Source organism: Georhizobium profundi (genome assembly GCF_003952725.1).
GTDB lineage: Bacteria > Pseudomonadota > Alphaproteobacteria > Rhizobiales > Rhizobiaceae > Georhizobium > Georhizobium profundi.
In genome coordinates, this window is sequence record NZ_CP032509.1 from 1891686 (window position 1) to 1910563 (window position 18878).

Genomic DNA, 18878 nt, shown 5'->3' on the forward strand with positions numbered 1-18878 from the left:
TTGTCGTTGCTTAGGGTCATGATCAGAAGAACGCCTGAATACCGGTCTGGGCGCGGCCAAGGATCAGCGCGTGAACGTCGTGCGTCCCCTCATAGGTGTTGACCGTTTCGAGGTTCTGCGCGTGGCGCATGACCTGATATTCGATCTGGATGCCATTGCCGCCGTGCATGTCGCGTGCCTGGCGGGCGATATCGAGCGCCTTGCCGCAATTGTTGCGCTTGACGATCGAGATCATCTCCGGCGCCATGCGGCCTTCATCCATGAGGCGGCCGACGCGCAGCGACGCCTGCAGGCCGAGTGTGATCTCCGTCTGCATGTCGGCGAGCTTCTTCTGGTAAAGCTGCGTGCCGGCGAGCGGCTTGCCGAACTGCTTGCGATCGAGGCCATACTGCCGGGCGCGGTGCCAGCAATCTTCCGCCGCGCCGAGTACGCCCCAGGAGATGCCGTAGCGGGCACGGTTGAGGCAGCCGAAGGGACCCTTCAGGCCCGAGACGTTCGGCAGCAGGTTTTCCTCCGGCACTTCCACGCCGTCCATGACGATTTCGCCGGTGATCGACGCGCGCAGGGAGAGTTTGCCACCGATCTTCGGCGCGGAGAGGCCCTTCATGCCTTTCTCGAGAATGAAGCCACGGATATTGCCGTCGTGCGCCTCCGATTTCGCCCAGACGACGAAGACGTCGGCGATCGGCGAATTGGAAATCCACATCTTCGAGCCGGAGAGGAGATAGCCGCCATCGATCTTCTTGGCGCGCGTCTTCATGCCGCCGGGATCGGAACCGGCATCGGGCTCGGTCAGGCCGAAGCAGCCGATGAATTCGCCCGAGGCGAGTTTCGGCAGGTACTTGCGGCGCTGCGTGTCATCGCCATAGGCGTAAATCGGATACATGACGAGCGACGACTGGACACTCATCATGGAGCGGAAGCCGGAATCGACACGCTCGACTTCGCGGGCAACGAGACCGTAGGCAACATAGGAGGCTTCCGCACCGCCGAATTCCTCCGGCACGGTGACGCCGAGCAGGCCGTTCTCACCCATTTCGCGGAAGATCGACGGATCGCTTTCCTCGTTCATGTACATCTGCTCGACACGCGGCGCGAGCTTGTCAGCGGCGAACGCTGCCGCCGCATCGCGGATCATCCGCTCGTCTTCGGTCAGCTGATCATTAATCAGGAACGGGTCGTCCCACTGGAACCCAGCAGCGCCGTCCGGGCGATCTTTTGCCTTCAAAGCTTCGGTCATCGGAAATCCTCCTTATGCATCGCGTGCAAATCTCGCACTTTTTATAAGTGATGCGGCAAGCCAAAGAAAATGATGATTTCTCATCAACCCATGTGACGCAAACATTCGATTCGCGATTATGGTGCTTACAGGCATGGTGCGTAGCGCGACTTGTTGCTCAACCCTATGCGCAAATATGATCATCGGCGGTTCAAGGCGGGGTGAGCGATGTCGAAGGGCTATGTGCCGAGTGTGGGCGAACTGGAAGCCTTCGTTGCCTGCGCGCGGTTCGGCACGACGGTGCAAGCGGCCGAACATCTCAATCTGACTCAGAGCGCCATTTCGCGCTCGCTCTCGTCTCTGGAAGATCGCCTCGGCGTTCTTCTCTTCGAGCGAGTGCGGCGCCGGCTCGTGCTTTCGCGCGCGGGCGCCGTGCTGCTCGAGCGCGCCGAGCCGCTCCTGGACGATTTGCGCAACGCGTCTGCCTCGGCGATTGCGTTCGGCGGCGCTTCTTCCGTGCTGCGGTTGGCGGTGCTGCCGAGCATCGGCCGCAGCTGGCTCATCCCGCGGCTGGCGGCATTTTCCGCTACCATGCCGGACGTGAACTTCGACATCGCGGCGCGGCTTCGTCCGGTCGATTTCGCACAGGAAGCTTTCGACGTGGCAATCATGCGCAGCCAGCACGAGCCGCCGGGCGCCGATCTCGTGGCTCTCTTGCGGGAAGAGATGGTGATCGTCGCATCGCCGCGTTTTCTTGCCAAAGGCGCGAGCCTCGATGATCGCGACCTTCAGCAACTGCCGCTGCTGCAGCAGTCCACGCGGCCGACGCTTTGGCTCGACTGGTTTCGCGAACGGGAGCTCGATCCGCGCCGGATGACCCGTGGTGCGCGCTTCGATCATTTCGACATGATTCTCGATGCCGCCGCCGCTGGTCTCGGCGTCGGGCTCATTCCGGAACTCATTGCACGCGACGCGCTCGACCGCGGCACGCTTGTTGCCGCGTCACCCCATCGGCTGGTGACCGGCGAAACCTATGCGCTGATCTCGCCGGAGCGCTCGCGCAGCAACCCCGCCGTTACCGCGTTTCGCGCGTGGTTGATCGGGGAGATCGGGCAGAGCTGACCGGACCGATCATTAAATTTGAACGGACATACCGGAACAGTTCGGCCGCTCGCCAATTGGAGGCATAAGCGACAAAGGAGACCGCTTGTGTCCGATCCAGCAAGACCTACCAGGCCAGACGAAGAGCCAAACCAGCCGCTGCTGCCCGAAGAGCCGCCGATCCAGGAGCCGGAACCCGACAGGCTGCCGGACGAGATGCCCAACCCGAACCCCGATGAAAGCCCGCAACCGCCGCTGCACGCACTGGCACAAGTGATGGCGAACCGGCCGCTTTACGGACGGCCTTTCGTTTGCGTGAATGGCGGACGCTGACCTCAGGCGCGATTGGCGAAGCCAGAGCAGGGAGACCACAATGGCCACGAGCGCAAAAACGCCAAAGACGGCTGGGGCGGAGCCCAAAACCCGCAGCAAGGAAATTTCCGGGCAGTTTGCCAAGGGCAAGCGCCATTCCGACAATAACGGCGTCGCCAGCGCCGATCCGCGTGTCTTTTCGGGCAAGGAAGAGGGTGACGCGACTTGGCCGCTCGATGCTGACGACCCCGGCGTGGCCAAGAAGAAATAGCATGCGATCAGCGGCGCAGCTTATGCCGCGCCTGACGGAAAAGGCGGTCGATGCGTCCCGCTGCGCGGCGGAAGGGAAGACCGAGCTTCAAGGCCTTGGTTATCGGTCGGGGCGGTCGGCTTGATCCCATGAACCTCACCAACGCCGCTTCATTGGTTCTTCCACCGAAGAGGCTTTCGCAAAGCTCAAGCAGTGCTGCAAGGCGTGTACGACGTGCGACTGGGTCCATCAGCTCGGCAAACGCCGCTTGGTACTCCCTTCCGGTCCGAGCCTTCACGAAACCCGGGTGCTCGGGCAAGGCGACATAAGCTGGTTCATCGGCGTGAACGATCGGCACCGCATCCAGATAAAGCCCGACAAGCAAGGCATTAGGGGTCTTGTAGGGCGCGTTTTCCGTCGCCGATCTGGGGTGGACGAGGACGTTGGGCTTTCCTTGTCGCCATGCGCGGACGAATTGGGGAAAGGACTGCCTGGGCTCAAGGAACGTTGTTTTCGGCATTTGTTGCGGCGCGGCGGCAAAACTCTTTGGCGCTACCAGGTGAACGGGCTTGTCGGCTTGCACGGCATGCAGTGCGGGGAGAATATCTCGCTGAAACGCTTCCGAACGAAACCCGCCGCCGGCGAGCGCGACCGTCAGTTCTTCTGAAACTGGCTGAGCTTGCGGAATGAGACGGCGATCCAGCACAGGCGGGAAGATGAAAACCTGTTGGTGCAGGTGCCGTAGGGCGTCTGCGAGCGCATCGGTCGAGGCGAAGATGCCGGTAAAGCCCTCAAGCAGGCGGGTAAGGCGTTTTTCGCTGTAGAAGGCCCAGTGATAATCCTCGCGCGCCAGCACCAACGGATTGTCGTCTATGAACCAGACCCGCGGAATGTCGAGCCGGGCCGTCACGCTGAGAAGGCCAAGGTCGTGGCAGCGTTCGAGATCGCGCACGATGATGATCGCGTCGACCGTTTCGAGCAACGCGACATTCGCGACCAGGGCTTCGGCTTCGATGAAGCGGAGCATGCGCGCAGTCTCAGGCGGAAGGCCATCGAAATAGAGGCTGACGGATGCCTCGATACGGCCGACGACGAGGATGCGCGGAGCTGGCCGGCTTTCCATTCCGCCATTTGCGAACAGATCGAGCACGGCCATCGGCACGACCGGTAGAGGCCGCTTCGGCAGCTTGAGCCCGGTGATCAGTGTTTCAAGCCGGCCCATTTCGGCCATAGCGCGCACCAGAGCCCAGCGCCAATTCTCACCGCAAGCGGCCACGACCGGCATCCTGAGGGCTGCAAGTGCCGACAGCCGATCCATCACGATCGGCAGTTCCGCCGTCGGGTCGAGAAAACGCAGTCCCTCCGTCGCCAGCATGCGCCTCTCGCGCCGGCCAGCACCATCGACGGCTATGAGAAGATCCACGGGATGCGTTGCCAGGCGATCCAGCATGACCGGTTTGGCCTGGGCGCAAGCCGCGACCGCCGATCCTGCCGGCATCGCGATGAACTGTTCAAGCCTCGTCTCCAGAAGTGCCGCCAGCTTTGCGAGATCGTCGGACCCGGACGTTTGCGGGACATTGTTCGGTTCGACGATGAAAAAACCGGCGCTCACGGTTGCGATCGCTTTCGGCGTGCAAGTGCTTCGATGGCTTCGACTGCGACGGTCATGCCCGTGCTCAAATCGGTTCGCGCGACATAGTCTCTGGCCGATTGCGACCAGCGCGTGAGTGTCGCCTTATCGGCTGAGCCTGCTTCGGCCAGCTCGCGCGGTGATGCCTCTGACGACACGACGATGCCCGCTGCTGCTTCTTCGACGAGTGGCGCGAAGCCGCAGTTGGCGGTGGCGATGACGGGAAGGCCGGCGGCGAGCGCTTCGGCGATCACCATGCCGGTCACGTCGAGTCTGGCCGGGTGCATGAGAAGATCCGCCGCGCGCAACTGGTCCTTCAAAGCGTTGCCTTTTGTCAGGCCGTACAAGGTCAATCGGTCACCGCATCCGAGGGCTTGCGCCTGTTTTCTGATATTCTGAATCTTCCGGCCTTCCGGATCGGGGCCGCAGGCGACCAGCCTCGCTGCCGGACTGAACGCAAGGGCTTCCACCGCCCGGTCGAGACCCTTGGTTTGGGGTGCAGGCCGAGCCAGAGCCAGATGATTTCGTCCGGATGATAGCCGAGCTTCGTGCGCAGGGTGGCGCGTTCCGAGGCATCGAGGTCCTGCGGGATCAAGTTCTTATCGAGCGTCGGCGGCAGGATGATCATGCGCTCCTGCTCGGTGTCGTAAGAGCGCCGGTAGGCTTCAGCCTGCGGCTCTGCGAGCATGAGAAGGAGCGTGTCGCTACCGCGCTCGAAGCAGGCTTTTTCCAAGGATGTGAGCATTCTTGCGCGCGGCGAAAGGGCCTTCCACCATTGCCGGTTCCGGTCGGCGAAACACCAGTCGCCGCAAAAGAGCACATCGAGCCCAGGCATGCGCTGAAAGCCGATGACGAGATCGAACTTCCCCGCCGTCTCCCGGGCCATGTCCTGCGCGAAAGCAGCGATCCGCCCATGGTTGGAGAAGCCGCGTGGCTCAATCCGATGCAGTTCGATCCCCGACGGAACCTGTTTGGCTCGGGTCGTGACGAGGGTCACGCGGTGGCCGCGCGCGGCCAGGTCTTCAGCAAGGCGGAGCGCGTGGATCTCCAACCCCCCGGCAGGCTCGAGGCGAAAGATCACGATCGCAATGTCGAGCCGGTGGACGGCACCGCGCGTTTCGACTGTTTGCGGCTCGCGCTGCGCTTCTATGTCTTCCAAGCCTTGACCACCAGTTGATCGCCGAGCTTGCCGTTCACCTTCACCAATCCCGCCTGGAGCGCATGCTGCAGGCGGGCGACGCGCTTGACGAGAAAACCGGGCTTCGCGCCGAGGTCGGCGTGGCCGGCTTTCCTGATCGCGCTGCTCGTCATGGCGATCCGGTCGGATCCCGATGCGGAACTGGTGACCTCGGCATTGGCGAAGCCGCAATCGGCCACAAGCCGCTTCATGCTGTCGACGGTGTAGATGTTGAGATGGCGGGGCGGATCGAGCGCCATCCAGTCGACTTTATGGATGCGATGCCCAAGGCCGCCAGCGTTTGGCGTCAGCATCGTCAGCGAGCCACCGGGCTTGAGAATGCGGTGGCATTCTCGCAGCGTCGTGTGTGGATCGGGCAGATGCTCGATCACATGGCTGAGCGTCACAGCATCAAACGATGCGTCAGCGAAATTCTGCTCGGTGATATCGCCGACATGGACAGTCAGGCCTTTGGCGCGAGCCGCCTCTGCCGCCTTCGCATCGAATTCGACACCGACGGTTTCCCAGCCGAGCTCCGAGAGCGTCCAGAGCGCATCACCGCTGCCGCACCCGACATCCAGCACGCGCTGTGGTCGTGAATCGCGCTTCAGATGAAAAACCTGATCGTCGATCTCCATCTTGCGCCGGCGCCGGGTGGCGAATAGCGCAGCCAGAAGGCGATCGGTCGCGCTGGTGGGCTTCGCGCCATATCGCGTTTCGAGATAAGCCCGCTTCGCTTTCGAAAGCTTCCGGTCCGACTTGCCGTGAGTAAAGTAATCGCCGTAAATCTCGCCCAGATCTTCCGGGGCCGGCGCCGGGTCGAGCCACAAGGTCTCGCACTGGGTATTGTCGCAGCGTTTGATCGTCCACGTGCCGGGCGCGGAAAAAAGCCTGTCGGGAAGATCCTTGTAGAGCTCGGTCCCCGAGCTGCCGCAGGCGATGCAGTGTGGTCTTTGAACGGTTCGCATCTCGGCTCTACCAGTTGCAACGGGCGCGACAATGGCGCTGGATCTATGCCCGAAACACTCGATAGCACCAGTGTCGCGGCAATCGCAACGCAAGCAGCGCGGCTTGCACCGACTTCGCGCGGCAGTTAACTGTCTCGCGCGCTCAAAAGGCGGCATCATCGGGAGCCATTCATGTCATTTCTGGACGCGCTGGAACGGCATCGGCGCCTGTTTGCGGAACTGGGCGCGCTGGAGGCCCAAGTCGTGGCTCTGGCCGACCAGATCGAGCGCTCGATCCGCGCGGGCGGCAAGGTCGTGTTCTTCGGCAATGGCGGAAGTGCCGCCGACAGCCAGCATCTGGTGGCAGAATTCGTCGTGCGCTACCGCGCTGAGCGACGGCCGCTGCCGGCTCTCGCGCTGACGGTCGACACCTCGATCCTGACGGCGCATACGAACGACTACGCCTTCGAAACGGTGTTTGCCCGTCAGGTGGAGGCGTTGTGCGGCCCCTCCGACACGGTGATCGGAATTTCCACGTCGGGCAACAGCGCAAACATCATCGCCGGTCTCGCTGCGGCCAGATCCGTTGGTGCTGCGGGGTGGGCATGGACGGGCAGGGGCGGCGGCAAGCTTGCTGAAACTGGCGATCATGTTCTCGCCGTGCCGGAAAGTGAGACGGCGCGCGTGCAGGAAGCGCATCTCTTCATCGGGCACTGGATCTGCGAAGACATGGACCGGCGGTTTGCCACGTCATGAAGCTCGTCATCCTCGATCGCGACGGCGTCATCAACTACGATTCGGATGCCTTCATCCGGTCCGTCGACGAGTGGCGGCCGATCGAAGGCAGCATCGATGCAATCGCCAGGTTGGCACAGGCCGGCTACACCATCGCGGTTGCCACGAACCAGTCCGGCATCGCGCGGGGCTATCTTTCGCTCGAGACGCTTCAGGCCATCCATCGGCGCATGGAGGAGGCGGTGACAGAGGCGGGCGGCGCGATCGCACACATCGCCTTTTGCCCGCATGGGCCAGGCGACGGCTGCGCGTGCCGCAAGCCGCTGCCGGGAATGATCGACGAGATACTTGATCGGCTCGGCGCGCAGCATATCGAAGAGCGCTGGCTCGTCGGTGATAGCCTGCGCGACCTGCAGGCAGGCGTCTCGCGCGGGTTCCGGCCGGTACTTGTGCGAACCGGCAAAGGCGTGAAAACGGAAATGGACCGGTCGAGCCTCCCGGAAAACACGCTGATTTTCGACGATCTGGCCCGTTTCGCCGAACACATCATCGCGGAGGGCGGCGCATGAGGGAACCGATGGAACTCGATCTGGTCATCATCGGCGGCGGCGTCGCCGGTCTGTGGCTGCTCAACCGGGCGACGCAGGACGGCTTCAACGCGCTGTTGATCGAGAAGACCGCGCTTGGTGGTGGGCAGACCCGATACGCCCAGGGCATCATCCATGGGGGCACGAAATACGCGCTGAGCGGTGCGATGACGCCTGCTGCCGATGCGATCGGCCGGATGCCGAACCTCTGGCGCGATTGCCTGAAGGGTCAAGGCGAGCTTGATCTCCAAGGCGTGCGGGAGCTTTCAGATGCCACCTATCTCTGGTCTGCCGGATCGCTGACATCGCAGGTGACGTCGTTCTTCGCGAGCAAGGCAATGCGCTCCCGCGTCGACCGCGTCGACGACCATGACAAACCCTCTATCTTCCAGCTGCCGGGTGCGAGTGGGTCAGTCTATCGTCTCAACGAGTTCGTGCTCGACATGCCGTCGCTGGTTGAAACTCTGGCAGCACCGCTTAAGGATCGCATCATCCACGCTGCCGCCGAGACGATGTCATATGGTTTCAATGATGCCGGCAATGTCAGCAGCATCAACCTTGAGGACGGGCTCGTTCTCAAGTCGCGTGCCCTCGTCCTGACATCCGGTGCGGGCCATGAGGACCTTGCAGCACGCCTCAACATCGTGCGCCCGCAATTGCAGCGGCGGCCGCTGCACATGGTGGTGGCACGCCACACGGTCGATCTTCCGCTTTTCGGCCACTGCATCGGCATGTCCAGCAGCCCGCTCCTCACCGTGACGAGCCATCCGTCGAGCGATGGCCGTGTCGTCTGGTATCTCGGCGGCGGGCTCGCCGAAACGGGCGTGGAGAGAACGGAAGATGAGCAGATCGCTGCGGCCCGTGAGACGATCGACCGGCTCCTGCCGCAGCTTCGGCCGTTCCAAGCCGAATGGGCGACGCTGCGCATCGATCGCGCCGAACCGCTGCAGCCAGGCGGTGCGCGTCCGGATGGCGCGTTTGTCGAAGAAGTCGGCAATTGCCTCGTCGCCTGGCCGACGAAACTGGCGCTGGCGCCGGAACTCGCGCGACTGGCGCTCGGTAAACTTCGTCCGCGGTTGGGCGAGGGCGCGCAAGCCTCGGTCGATTGGTCCCGCCTTGCCGATCTGCCGCGTCCCGAAGTCGCGCGCTTGCCTTGGGAAGAGACGATCAAATGGACTTGAGAGACTTCGGCACCACGGGGCTGCGCGTCAGCCCAATCGCGCTCGGCACAGTCAAGTTCGGCCGTACGGCAGGGCTGAAACTGCCGAAGCCGTTCCAGTTGCCCAGCGATGCGGAGGCGGCGTCGCTTCTGGCGCTCGCCGCCGATCTCGGCATCAACCTCATCGATACTGCGCCGGCCTATGGCACGTCTGAAGAGCGGCTCGGTGCGCTGCTCAAAGGACAGCGCGACAAATGGCTGATCTGCTCCAAGGCCGGCGAGGAATTCGACGCTGCCAGCGGGCAGAGCCACTATGTCTTTTCGCGCGAACACATCACGCTGAGCGTCGAGCGGAGCCTGAAGCGGCTTGGAACGGATCGGCTCGACATCGTGCTCATTCACTCCAACGGCGACGATCTCGATGGAATCGACCGGTTCGGCGCGCTGGATACGCTGGAACGCCTGAAGGCGCAGGGAAAGATCCGCGCGACGGGCATGTCGACGAAAACCATCGAGGGCGGGCTGCGTGCGCTTGCGGCAAGCGACTGTGTGATGGTCACGCACAATCTCGCCTATCAGGACGAATTGCCGGTCATCGACGCGGCAGCGACCAGCGGCAAGGGTGTTCTCATCAAGAAGCCGCTCGCTTCCGGCCATGCCGTTTCGCAAAGCGACGATCCGGTTGCCGAAAGCTTCCGGATGATTCTTGGTCATCGCGGCGTGTCGTCGCTGGTCGTCGGGACGATCGACCCGCACCATCTTGCCCAGAACGTGGAAGCCGCCAGCCGCGCACTCAACGCGTAGACCTTATTGAACGAGCACGGCGCGATTGCACTCGGCGCCCGTCACGCGGACATCCGCTTCGCCAACCGAAACGCCGACAGACCGCAGCGTGGAATGCAGAACCTCATCGAGCGGCGCGCTCACCCCTTCGAGCAGGGATGTGACGAGCTTCGTGACGGCTTGAACGTTGCCGATACCGAGACCCAGGCCGAGAATGTCGACCTCCAGTTGCAGCCGCTCCAAGAGGGATAGTGTCAGTGAGCGGGTGAGATCGCGCGTATCGACGGTCCTCGTCGCGCCCCTGGCGATATCGTCGCCCGAGAAGCGAAGCGCCGTCGTGTCGATGTTGGCGACTTCGAGATGGGCGGACGCCTTCACCTTGAGCAGCAGCAAATCGACGAGAGAGGCCTTGGCAACCGTCGGGGCGCGGGTGAAATCCGTGAAGGATGATGCGGTGACTTTGCCAATCGCCGCTTCGAGGACGCCGGGACGAGCGTCGAGGGTGACGCTGCGCGGCAAGCGGGTGGCACCGCAGTCGATAGCCGACAGCGTCGCCTCGCCATAGGCGACTTCGAGGTAGAGCGGCACATGCAAGGCCGATATGGCGCCCGTGCCGAGCACCTTCACATCGAGGGCAAGGCGCGTCTGCGCGGTTCGGACCGTTGCGCCCCGCTCGCCGATGGCGATCCAGGCGCTGCCTGCCGGTGGCTGGCCGACGGCGAGCTTCAGCGAAACGGAGGCAAGCCCCGGCAGCGTCTGGTCGAGATGGAGTGCGATCTGGCGGCCTGCGCCGGCGATGGAGGCCATGGCGGACAGGAAGTCGAGGGCATTGGCCTTCACGGCCAGGCCTTGCGCTGCGCCGACAGCTGCGCGGCCCACCGGTCCTGCATCCAGAAACGCCGAAAGCGCGATTGGTGTCTCCTTGGTGCCGAGCGCCGTCACCAGGGACCGCAGTGCGGCAGATGCCTGTGGCGACAGACCTTCGAGCGAGGAAAGGACCGTCGCCATGCGACCGATGCTGACAGAACGATTCAAAAGCTCGTCGTAAGTGACCGCATCCAGTGAGAGATTGGTCGCAAGGGCATCCATGAAGGCGAGAAGAGAGATGTCGGCGCTGGCAAGCGCGTTATAATCCATCAGCTTAAGGTCGATGCGCGACCCGAACATGGCGCCCAGCACCTGGTTCGCGATGCCATCGTTGAGGCTGGCGAGCCGTGACCCGATGGAGAACGCAGCCTGTGCGGAGGCATGTGCTGTGCCCACTGCGCTCAGCCGCGGCGGCTCGGAAAAGAGCGCCGCAAAATGCAAGGTGCCCGGGCGGCTTATCTCGACGCGCGCGGCGTTCGATGTTGCGGTGGCATCCACCGCACGAAAGCGTGCACCGACCTCCAGTTCGGATGAAGGTAGATACACGCCTGGCTCGATCCGCAGGATGCCCTGCCGATCGTCGGGCACGGTTGCCAGATGCTTCCCTTCGGTGTCGACAAAGCCGTTCTCGATGGCGATGACGTAGTCGAGACTGTTTGAAGCAAGATAGTGACGCACGGCGCCCATACGGTCTGCCGCGTTGGATGCGGCGATGATCGCCGCGAGGTCGGCATGCTGTTGCAGCGTGCGCCGCTCCAGCGTGAGTTTGCCGTAATCGACGGCAAGAGCCAGCGATCCGGCAACGAGCGGCAGGGCACCTGCCGCGATCATCGCCACGTTACCGCGCCGGTTCGCTGCAAGACGCGCCAGAAACGTCTTCCCTGCAGCCATCTCAGATGCCTCCGATCCGGATCGTCGCGTACCGTTCTATCCGCGTCTCGGGCATGGTGAAGGTGAAGAGGTTCCAGATCGGCAGGCCGGCGGAATCATAGGAAAGGCGCACCGTGAACTGGCCCGGCTCCGGGTCATCCCCGACATCCACGTCCATCATCGCTGCATCGATGAACGGATAGGAAATCGCTGCGGAGGATACGTAGCTGCGTGCAAGGTGCAGCCTTTCCTCCTCGTTCAGGCCGGCAACGGCGATGCGGGCCGAATCTGCGGCGATCTGCTGAACGGCATGAGCGGTGTTGAGATAGATGGCGTAGGCCACCAGCGTCAGGAGCGTCAGGATAAACAGCGGCGCGACGATGGCGAATTCGATCGCGGCACCACCCCTTCGGCAGCGCAAAAACAGTCCTTTGTAGAGCATGACGGTCCCATCCATTGAACGGGCCCATGATGGCAGTTGTAGGAAACCATTATTCTACCGAAAATTGCAGACTGTCGCGCATGAAGCCATGCATTCCGAATGGTTGAATCGGCAGGTCAGCATCCGCTAAGGTTGCATTAACTTGAAATGCAGTTAATGGTTGTATTGCGAGCGCGGCACAATTTGAGGGGCATGTCATGGTGATCAAGTCAGTGGGCGTCACATTCTCGATTCTTCAGGCCTTCGTCGGTCGACGAGCGGCGTTGACGCTGAAGGAGATCGCATATCAATCGAAACTGCCGCCGAGCAAGGCGCATCGCTATCTGCGCAGTCTCATCCAGGAGGGGATGATCGTGCAGGATCCACGCACGCGGCTTTACGGTCTGGGCGCAACGGCGATCGCGCTCGGGCTTGAAGCACTCGAGAACACCGATCCCGTCGTGCGGGCCTGCGACACGGTTCGGGCGTTGGCCGAACGGCTCGATGTGGCCGTGAGCATTGATGTGATGGGGCCTGCCGGGCCGATCTGCATCTGGGCGGAGCAACCCGTTACCCGGCTGGTTTCACCGGTTCGCCTCGGCGCAACGCAACCACTCACAGCCTCGGCCGCGGGACAGGTCTTCATGGCCTTCCTGCCGATGCACGCGACACGCGATCTGGTCGCCCGCGAAACGGCCATGGTGCAGACCGGCAGCGCAATTGACGCCAATGCGATCGCGATGGGGGTCCGCACCCGTGGCTATGCAGCGCTTCCGCCAGCGCCAGGCAGCATGACTGCGACGATCGCTGCCCCCGTTCTCGATGCGCGCGGCGAGGCCTGTGCCGCGATCACGGTCTATTGCCGCCCGACCGAGACGGGCGGCATCGCCGATCTGACCGTCGGTTCGCTGCTTTCCGCCGCCAACGAAGCTTCGGCATTGAAGCTGCACATGCGTGCCGCCCGATACGCCGCAGCGCGCTGACCGCGAGCTGCGCCACTTCTCAATCGTCAGCCGATATTCCCCGCCCCACGGCCACCTTCGGCGCAGCCTGATCGCTGCGCCGATCTTTGCCAGATATTTCAATATTTAATCGAATTGCTTGTATTCATGCGTGAACTCAGAGGTTCTCTTTGCTGAATGCATAATATTAAGCACGAAGATTATGCTTAATATTCCGTTATGCACGCTGTTCTGCTGTTGTCGGTTGCCAGATCTGCGTCATCGTGGCGTTCTCACATCAGGAGTTGTTGTCTGCAAGTAATTCAACCTTGAGTGAGGAGAGTATCCATGAACAGTGCAATCAAGCTCGTTGTCGTATCGCTGCTGGCTGCCACCACTGCCACGGCTGCCCATGCCGGCGGCTGGGGCAAGGGCGGCGGCTATGGCAGCCAGAGCTACACCTCGTCCAACAAGCAGCTGCTGAACGTCTCGCCCAGCGTCGATGTCGGCGGTGTGCTGAACGGCGGCATCCTCAATGGTGCAGCGATCGCGAGCGGCAACGACCTCAGCCGCAACTCGATCCTAAACGGCAACGGCCTGCTCAACGGCAACGGCATCCTTTCCGGCGTCAACATCCTCGGCGGTGACAACGGGATCCTGCAGAAGGGCTCGCAGAACGGCCCGGTCAAGCGGCTTCTGCGCCGCTAGGCCTCATCGCCTGAGCGGGCAATGCGTCTCCATCGCCGGGCCGGACAGCGGCATCGATAGTTTTCGACGGGGACACGTTACCCACTGAAGAAAGCCGGACGCGAAGCGAGACAAGCTTCGCGTCCGGACCTTGCCGTTTCCACAGCTCAAAGGCTGACGCGCAGGCCGAATGTGCCCGATACCGTGTTCTCGCGGATGTCGAAAACCGTCCGATTGATCTCACTGACATCGACCCGCATGAGAAACGAGATGCGGGAGGTGGGGTCGAAGGCAAGAGCCACGTAGATGCCCGACGCCTCTTCCTCGTTGCCGATCGCCAGATTGTCGCGCAACTCGCCGAAGATGCCGATGCTGCCGGTCAATCGCGCGATCAACGGTCGCGACAGTTCCAGTTCGGCGCGATGCACGTAGGAACCCAGCGGATCGTCCGTGTCGACGGTGTCGATCGAGCCCTTGAGGCTGAAGCTTGCCGATATTCCGTAAAGCTGCCGTTCGACTGTGAGTGCGTAGACGGGATAGATGCGATCCGTGAAGCTGAGCGCGTCGGAGACATGGGTGAAGCCAGCTTCGCCATCGACGGCAAGGCCCAGAACATCTGGAAGAGTGGCTCCGGTTATCAGCGTGACAGCGCGTGAGCCGACCGCGAAGGCGTCGTCTTCAGGTATGTCGACGACGTCGAACCGCCCGGTGAGCCGCAACACCATGGTCGGCAAGGCATGGGTGACGATCAGGCCGGCACGTGCGCGGTTCACGTCTGGCGAAAGCCTCAGTGTGCCGAGCCCTGCGTCGAGCTTCGCATCGGAAACATCCTCGTGGCTGCCGGAAAGCACGAGGGCCATCGCGGTGCGCGGTGTAAGCTGGCCGCGCAGGTCGATCTCGCCGGCGAATGTCTGGCCGAACGTGCGCGTTCCGATGATGACGGCGCCGAGATCGAGATCGTCTCCGGTGCTCTCCGCCAGATAGCCAAGCGACGTCTTCAGCACGAACCGCTCGCCGATCACGCGGGTCAATGCAGCGGTGACATTGGCGCTGCGATCGGTCTCGAATTCAACGTCTCGATGCTCGAACGTTTCGAGCGTGATGCCGAGGTCGAGTTTGCCGATCGCTGTGTCCCGCTCATGGGCAAGCGCGCCGCGCAGGTGGATGATCGTGTCGGTTACTGGAAAAGGGCCGTCCAAGGCGTTGTTGGTGACGATCATTTCCTGGAGGATCGTCGCGGTGCTCTTGGCGCCGGTCACCGCATCTTCGTGGACAACGGTCTGTTCCTGCGCCGTTGCCAGGCCGCTGCCGCCCGCCACTGTCGCCATCAGCAGTGCCGTCAGGTGCAGGCGCATCGATCCAGAATTCCATCGTTTGGCTCGTCTCCCGCCGCTTTGATGCGACGGGAGACTTCGGAGTTGCCGCCTGCAAGCAGGTGACGCAGAACCATTTCTGCATGGGGATGATCGAACCCGGCGTCCCAAAACGGGATTAAGCGGCGAAGAGGAGAATTCCGCATCGATGAAGCCGTTCAGCAATGCGATGCACCGGAGCGTTTTGGCATCACGCATTGCCGCATCGGCGATGGCCGGGTACTCCTTTATCGCATCAGGGAGGATGCGGCGATGTTCGACAGCGGCATGAATTTCGGTCTCGGCGAGGAGATCGACCAGCTTCGCGAGACGGTCAGACGGTTTGCGCGCGACAGGATCGCGCCGGTCGCGGAAGAGACCGACCGCAAGAACGAGTTTCCCGCCCATCTCTGGCTGGAGATGGGGGCACTCGGCCTCCTCGGCATGACGGCCGATCCGGATTTCGGCGGGACGGGCATGAGCTATCTCGCCCATGTGATCGCGATGGAGGAGATTTCGCGGGCCTCTGCCTCGGTCGGCCTGAGCTACGGCGCGCACTCCAATCTCTGCGTCAACCAGATCAACCGCTGGGGCACGACTGCGCAGAAGGAAGCCTATCTGCCGAAGCTCTGCTCGGGCGAGCATGTCGGCGCGCTCGCGATGTCTGAGCCGGGTGCGGGCTCGGATGTCGTCTCGATGAAGCTCAGGGCAGAGAAGAAGAACGACCGCTACGTGCTCAACGGCAACAAGATGTGGATCACCAATGGTCCGGATGCCGATACGCTCGTCGTTTACGCCAAGACCGATCCTGCCGCCGGCCCGCGTGGCATCACGGCGTTCCTGATCGAGAAGACGATGAGCGGCTTTTCCACCGCGCAGAAGCTCGACAAGCTCGGCATGCGCGGCTCCAACACCTGCGAACTCGTTTTCGCAGACTGCGAAGTGCCGTTCGAGAACGTGCTCGGGGAAGAGGGGCAGGGCGTCCGGATCCTGATGTCGGGCCTCGACTATGAACGTGTGGTGCTTGCCGGTGGCCCGCTCGGCATCATGGCGGCGGCGCTCGACGTGGTCGTTCCCTACAGCCACGAGCGCAAGCAGTTCGGCACGGCGATCGGCGAGTTTCAGCTGATGCAGGGCAAGCTCGCAGACATGTACACCATCACCAATGCCTGCCGTGCCTATGTCTATGCTGTCGCCGCCTCATGCGATCGCGGCGAGACGACCCGAAAGGACGCCGCCGGCTGCATTCTCTACGCGGCTGAAAAGGCGACGCAGGTGGCGCTTGAGGCAATCCAGGCGCTCGGCGGCAACGGCTACATCAACGACTATCCCACCGGCCGCCTGTTGCGCGATGCGAAGCTCTACGAAATCGGCGCAGGAACAAGCGAAATCCGCCGTATGCTGATCGGTAGGGAGATGTTTGCGGAAACGGCGTGATTGGCAGGTTTGCCGAGTTATGGCATATTTATTACAACGTGCCATAGCAGCGAGGCAGCAGATGTCCGACGGCGACACGCCTAGAGGCTCCGAAGAACAGCAAGCCGAATACGCGGCGTTGCGTGAAGAGCTCATGAAGCTGCCGCCCAAGCGCGAACGCGTTAAGCTCGGCGAGGGGGGGCGCTTTGTCATTCCGGCATTCATGCGCGACGAAATGGGTATCAAGCCTGGTGAAATGCTGATCTGCCATGTTGTAGACGGCGAACTGCGTGTGCGCTCCTATCTCGACAACATTCGGCGCATTCAGGAGCGATCCGCGCCATATAAGAAGCCCGGGGAAAGCGTGGTCGACGAGTTTCTGGCCGAACGCCTGGCGATGTGGGGCGAAGACGAATGATGGTTTTGGACTCGTCCTGTCTCTTGGCCATCATCTTCCAGGAGCCGGGGATCGAGAAGGCTGTCGCTGCGCTCAATGGTGCAGTTATTTCGACCGTCAACGTGGTCGAAGTTATCGCGCGACAGGCGGATCGGGGGATGGACAGAGATCTCGCTCTTGCAAACTATCGCGACTTTGAAGTTCCGAGTGTACCCTTCGACGATACCCTCGCTGTGCTAGCAGGCGAGCTTCGCAGCCTCACGCGTCACCAAGGCCTCTCGCTTGGCGACCGTGCCTGCCTGGCGCTTGCAATCCGCGAGAATGCGACCGCGGTCACCGCCGATCGGAAATGGGCAGACCTGAAGGTCGGCTGCCGCATCGAACTCATCCGCTGAGGTTTCAATGAGCGTCATTCAATCGAAGTTGTCGACCGCCTCGGAGGCTTTCCGCGATAACCGGGCGCGCATGGCGGAGCTCGTGGCCGAGACGGCGGAGATTGCCGAGCGCATCAGCGAGGGCGGGCCGCTGGCTGCGCGCGAGCGCCACACGGCGCGCGGCAAGCTTCTACCGCGCGAGCGCATCGCTCGGCTTCTCGATCCATCCTCTCCCTTCCTGGAAATCGGGCGGTTCGCGGCGCACGACATGTATGGCGGCGACATCGCGTCGGCGGGCGTCATCACGGGCATCGGGCGCGTCGAAGGCCGCGAGGTCATGGTGGTCTGCAACGACGCCACCGTGAAGGGCGGCACCTATTTCCCGATGACCGTGAAGAAGCATCTGCGGGCACAGGAGATCGCCGAGCAGAACGGACTTCCATGCGTCTACCTCGTCGATTCTGGTGGGGCCAATCTCCCGAACCAGGACGAAGTTTTCCCGGACCGGGACCATTTCGGTCGCATCTTCTTCAATCAGGCGAACATGTCTGCGAAGGGCATCGCCCAGATCGCGGTCGTCATGGGCTCCTGTACGGCGGGCGGTGCTTACGTGCCCGCGATGTCGGACGAAAGCATCATCGTGCGCAATCAGGGCACGATCTTTCTGGCCGGCCCGCCGCTGGTAAAGGCCGCAACCGGTGAGATCGTGTCGGCGGAGGATCTGGGCGGGGGCGACGTTCACACGCGGCTCTCGGGCGTCGCAGACCATCTGGCCGAAAACGATGCGCATGCGCTTGCCCTCGCGCGCCGTGCCGTCGCAAATCTCAACGCCCGCAAGCCCCAAACCGTCGCGCTACAAGCGCCGGAACCGCCGCTTTACGATCCCGAGGAAATTCACGGGATCGTGCCGGTCGGGCTGCGCACGCCCTACGACATCCGCGAAGTGATCGCGCGCATCGTCGACGGTTCGCGTTTCGACGAGTTCAAGGCGCGCTACGGCACAACGCTCGTTTGCGGCTTTGCGCATATCCACGGCATTCCGGTGGGCATCATCGCCAACAATGGCGTGCTCTTTTCCGAAAGCGCGCTGAAGGGCGCGCATTTCGTCGAGCTTTGCTCCGCGCGGGGCATTCCGCTGGTCTTCCTGCAGAACATCACTGGTTTCATGGTCGGCCAGAAATACGAAACGGGCGGCATCGCCAAGGATGGCGCGAAGCTCGTCACCGCCGTCGCGACGACGAAGGTGCCGAAGATCACCATGCTGGTCGGCGGCTCTTTCGGGGCGGGAAATTACGGCATGTCGGGCCGCGCCTACTCACCGCGCTTCCTCTGGACCTGGCCGAACAGCCGCATCTCCGTGATGGGCGGCGAGCAGGCGGCGGGCGTGCTCGCAACGGTCCGCCGCGACGGGCTGGAGCGGCAGGGTCGCGACTGGCCAGCCGACGAGGAGGCAGAGTTCAAGCGCCCCATCATCGAACAGTTCGAGGCGCAGGGGCACCCGCTCTATGCCTCTGCACGGCTTTGGGACGATGGCATCGTCGATCCCGCCAAGTCGCGAGACGTGCTCGCGCTTTCACTTTCGGCAGCGCTCAACGCGCCCATCGAGGAAACGCGCTTCGGCGTGTTCCGGATGTGACGGAGGCGTTCAGTATG

At 62.7% G+C, this 18878-nt stretch carries 20 protein-coding genes and 1 pseudogene; 13 read left to right on the forward strand and 8 right to left on the reverse strand.

The features are described 5' to 3' along the window. Positions 1 to 22 precede the first annotated feature (22 nt). Positions 23 to 1240, reverse strand: a complete 1218-nt coding sequence (locus D5400_RS08820) for an acyl-CoA dehydrogenase (RefSeq protein ID WP_126009635.1) — start codon at positions 1238 to 1240, stop codon at positions 23 to 25. Between the two features lie 207 nt (positions 1241 to 1447). Between D5400_RS08820 and D5400_RS08825 the strand changes: the two genes are divergently transcribed. The 3 genes from D5400_RS08825 (at position 1448) to D5400_RS08835 (ending at position 2903) form a co-directional block, all read left to right on the forward strand. Next, a complete protein-coding gene (locus tag D5400_RS08825) occupies positions 1448 to 2341 on the forward strand; it encodes a LysR substrate-binding domain-containing protein (protein ID WP_126009637.1) in 894 nt (297 codons plus the stop codon). An 87-nt stretch (positions 2342 to 2428) separates the two neighbouring features. Then, positions 2429 to 2653: a hypothetical protein gene (locus D5400_RS08830; protein ID WP_126009639.1), complete on the forward strand. Its 225-nt coding sequence runs from the start codon at positions 2429 to 2431 to the stop codon at positions 2651 to 2653. Positions 2654 to 2693: 40 nt separating this feature from the next. Next, complete coding sequence (locus D5400_RS08835) at positions 2694 to 2903, forward strand: hypothetical protein (RefSeq protein ID WP_126009641.1); 210 nt, start codon at positions 2694 to 2696, stop codon at positions 2901 to 2903. 7 nt (positions 2904 to 2910) lie between these two features. Here the strand turns inward: D5400_RS08835 and D5400_RS08840 are convergent, their stop codons facing one another. The 4 genes and pseudogenes from D5400_RS08840 to D5400_RS08855 form a co-directional block, all read right to left on the reverse strand. Beyond that, positions 2911 to 4494 carry a hypothetical protein gene (locus D5400_RS08840; RefSeq protein ID WP_126009643.1) on the reverse strand — a complete coding sequence of 528 codons (1584 nt, stop codon included), beginning with the start codon at positions 4492 to 4494 and terminating at the stop codon, positions 2911 to 2913. Further along, the gene (locus D5400_RS21355) at positions 4491 to 5030 is read right to left on the reverse strand and encodes a glycosyltransferase (RefSeq protein ID WP_126009646.1); all 540 of its coding nucleotides are present in this window, start codon (positions 5028 to 5030) and stop codon (positions 4491 to 4493) included. Before D5400_RS21355 ends, D5400_RS08840 begins: the two co-directional genes overlap by 4 nt. A gap of 368 nt (positions 5031 to 5398) precedes the next feature. Then, positions 5399 to 5593: pseudogene (locus tag D5400_RS21840) on the reverse strand (glycosyltransferase); the annotation flags it as partial. Positions 5594 to 5658: 65 nt separating this feature from the next. Next, positions 5659 to 6657, reverse strand: a complete 999-nt coding sequence (locus D5400_RS08855; protein ID WP_164527831.1) for a class I SAM-dependent methyltransferase — start codon at positions 6655 to 6657, stop codon at positions 5659 to 5661. Positions 6658 to 6828: 171 nt separating this feature from the next. Between D5400_RS08855 and D5400_RS08860 the strand changes: the two genes are divergently transcribed. The 4 genes from D5400_RS08860 to D5400_RS08875 are packed head-to-tail and all read left to right on the forward strand — an operon-like array spanning position 6829 to position 9921. Further along, a complete protein-coding gene (locus D5400_RS08860; protein ID WP_126009650.1) occupies positions 6829 to 7392 on the forward strand; it encodes a D-sedoheptulose-7-phosphate isomerase in 564 nt (187 codons plus the stop codon). Continuing rightward, on the forward strand, positions 7389 to 7940 hold the full coding sequence (gene gmhB / locus D5400_RS08865) for a D-glycero-beta-D-manno-heptose 1,7-bisphosphate 7-phosphatase (RefSeq protein ID WP_126009652.1): 552 nt from the start codon (positions 7389 to 7391) through the stop codon (positions 7938 to 7940). Before D5400_RS08860 ends, gmhB begins: the two co-directional genes overlap by 4 nt. Beyond that, positions 7937 to 9139, forward strand: a complete 1203-nt coding sequence (locus tag D5400_RS08870; RefSeq protein WP_126009654.1) for an FAD-dependent oxidoreductase — start codon at positions 7937 to 7939, stop codon at positions 9137 to 9139. The genes gmhB and D5400_RS08870 overlap by 4 nt, the downstream gene beginning before the upstream one ends. Then, on the forward strand, positions 9130 to 9921 hold the full coding sequence (locus D5400_RS08875) for an aldo/keto reductase (protein ID WP_126009656.1): 792 nt from the start codon (positions 9130 to 9132) through the stop codon (positions 9919 to 9921). Before D5400_RS08870 ends, D5400_RS08875 begins: the two co-directional genes overlap by 10 nt. 3 nt (positions 9922 to 9924) lie before the next feature. Here the strand turns inward: D5400_RS08875 and D5400_RS08880 are convergent, their stop codons facing one another. Then, positions 9925 to 11658 carry a pilus assembly protein TadG-related protein gene (locus D5400_RS08880; protein ID WP_126009658.1) on the reverse strand — a complete coding sequence of 578 codons (1734 nt, stop codon included), beginning with the start codon at positions 11656 to 11658 and terminating at the stop codon, positions 9925 to 9927. Between the two features lies 1 nt (position 11659). Next, positions 11660 to 12079: a TadE/TadG family type IV pilus assembly protein gene (locus tag D5400_RS08885; RefSeq protein ID WP_126009660.1), complete on the reverse strand. Its 420-nt coding sequence runs from the start codon at positions 12077 to 12079 to the stop codon at positions 11660 to 11662. Positions 12080 to 12276: 197 nt separating this feature from the next. Here D5400_RS08885 and D5400_RS08890 point away from each other — a divergent pair, with 197 nt between their 5' ends. Further along, positions 12277 to 13041: an IclR family transcriptional regulator gene (locus tag D5400_RS08890; RefSeq protein ID WP_126009662.1), complete on the forward strand. Its 765-nt coding sequence runs from the start codon at positions 12277 to 12279 to the stop codon at positions 13039 to 13041. A gap of 306 nt (positions 13042 to 13347) precedes the next feature. Beyond that, positions 13348 to 13707 (forward strand): hypothetical protein, encoded by a 360-nt coding sequence (locus tag D5400_RS08895; protein WP_126009664.1) that lies wholly within the window; start codon positions 13348 to 13350, stop codon positions 13705 to 13707. Between the two features lie 146 nt (positions 13708 to 13853). Here D5400_RS08895 and D5400_RS08900 read toward each other — a convergent pair whose 3' ends face one another. Beyond that, a complete protein-coding gene (locus D5400_RS08900; protein WP_126009666.1) occupies positions 13854 to 15041 on the reverse strand; it encodes a hypothetical protein in 1188 nt (395 codons plus the stop codon). A gap of 270 nt (positions 15042 to 15311) precedes the next feature. Here D5400_RS08900 and D5400_RS08905 point away from each other — a divergent pair, with 270 nt between their 5' ends. From D5400_RS08905 to D5400_RS08920, 4 genes are all read left to right on the forward strand, one after another. Further along, complete coding sequence (locus D5400_RS08905; protein ID WP_126009668.1) at positions 15312 to 16475, forward strand: isovaleryl-CoA dehydrogenase; 1164 nt, start codon at positions 15312 to 15314, stop codon at positions 16473 to 16475. 61 nt (positions 16476 to 16536) lie between these two features. Further along, complete coding sequence (locus tag D5400_RS08910) at positions 16537 to 16872, forward strand: AbrB/MazE/SpoVT family DNA-binding domain-containing protein (protein ID WP_126009670.1); 336 nt, start codon at positions 16537 to 16539, stop codon at positions 16870 to 16872. Then, positions 16869 to 17246 (forward strand): type II toxin-antitoxin system VapC family toxin, encoded by a 378-nt coding sequence (locus D5400_RS08915; protein WP_126009672.1) that lies wholly within the window; start codon positions 16869 to 16871, stop codon positions 17244 to 17246. The genes D5400_RS08910 and D5400_RS08915 overlap by 4 nt, the downstream gene beginning before the upstream one ends. 7 nt (positions 17247 to 17253) lie before the next feature. Further along, complete coding sequence (locus D5400_RS08920; protein WP_126009674.1) at positions 17254 to 18861, forward strand: carboxyl transferase domain-containing protein; 1608 nt, start codon at positions 17254 to 17256, stop codon at positions 18859 to 18861. The last annotated feature ends 17 nt before the right edge of the window (positions 18862 to 18878 follow it).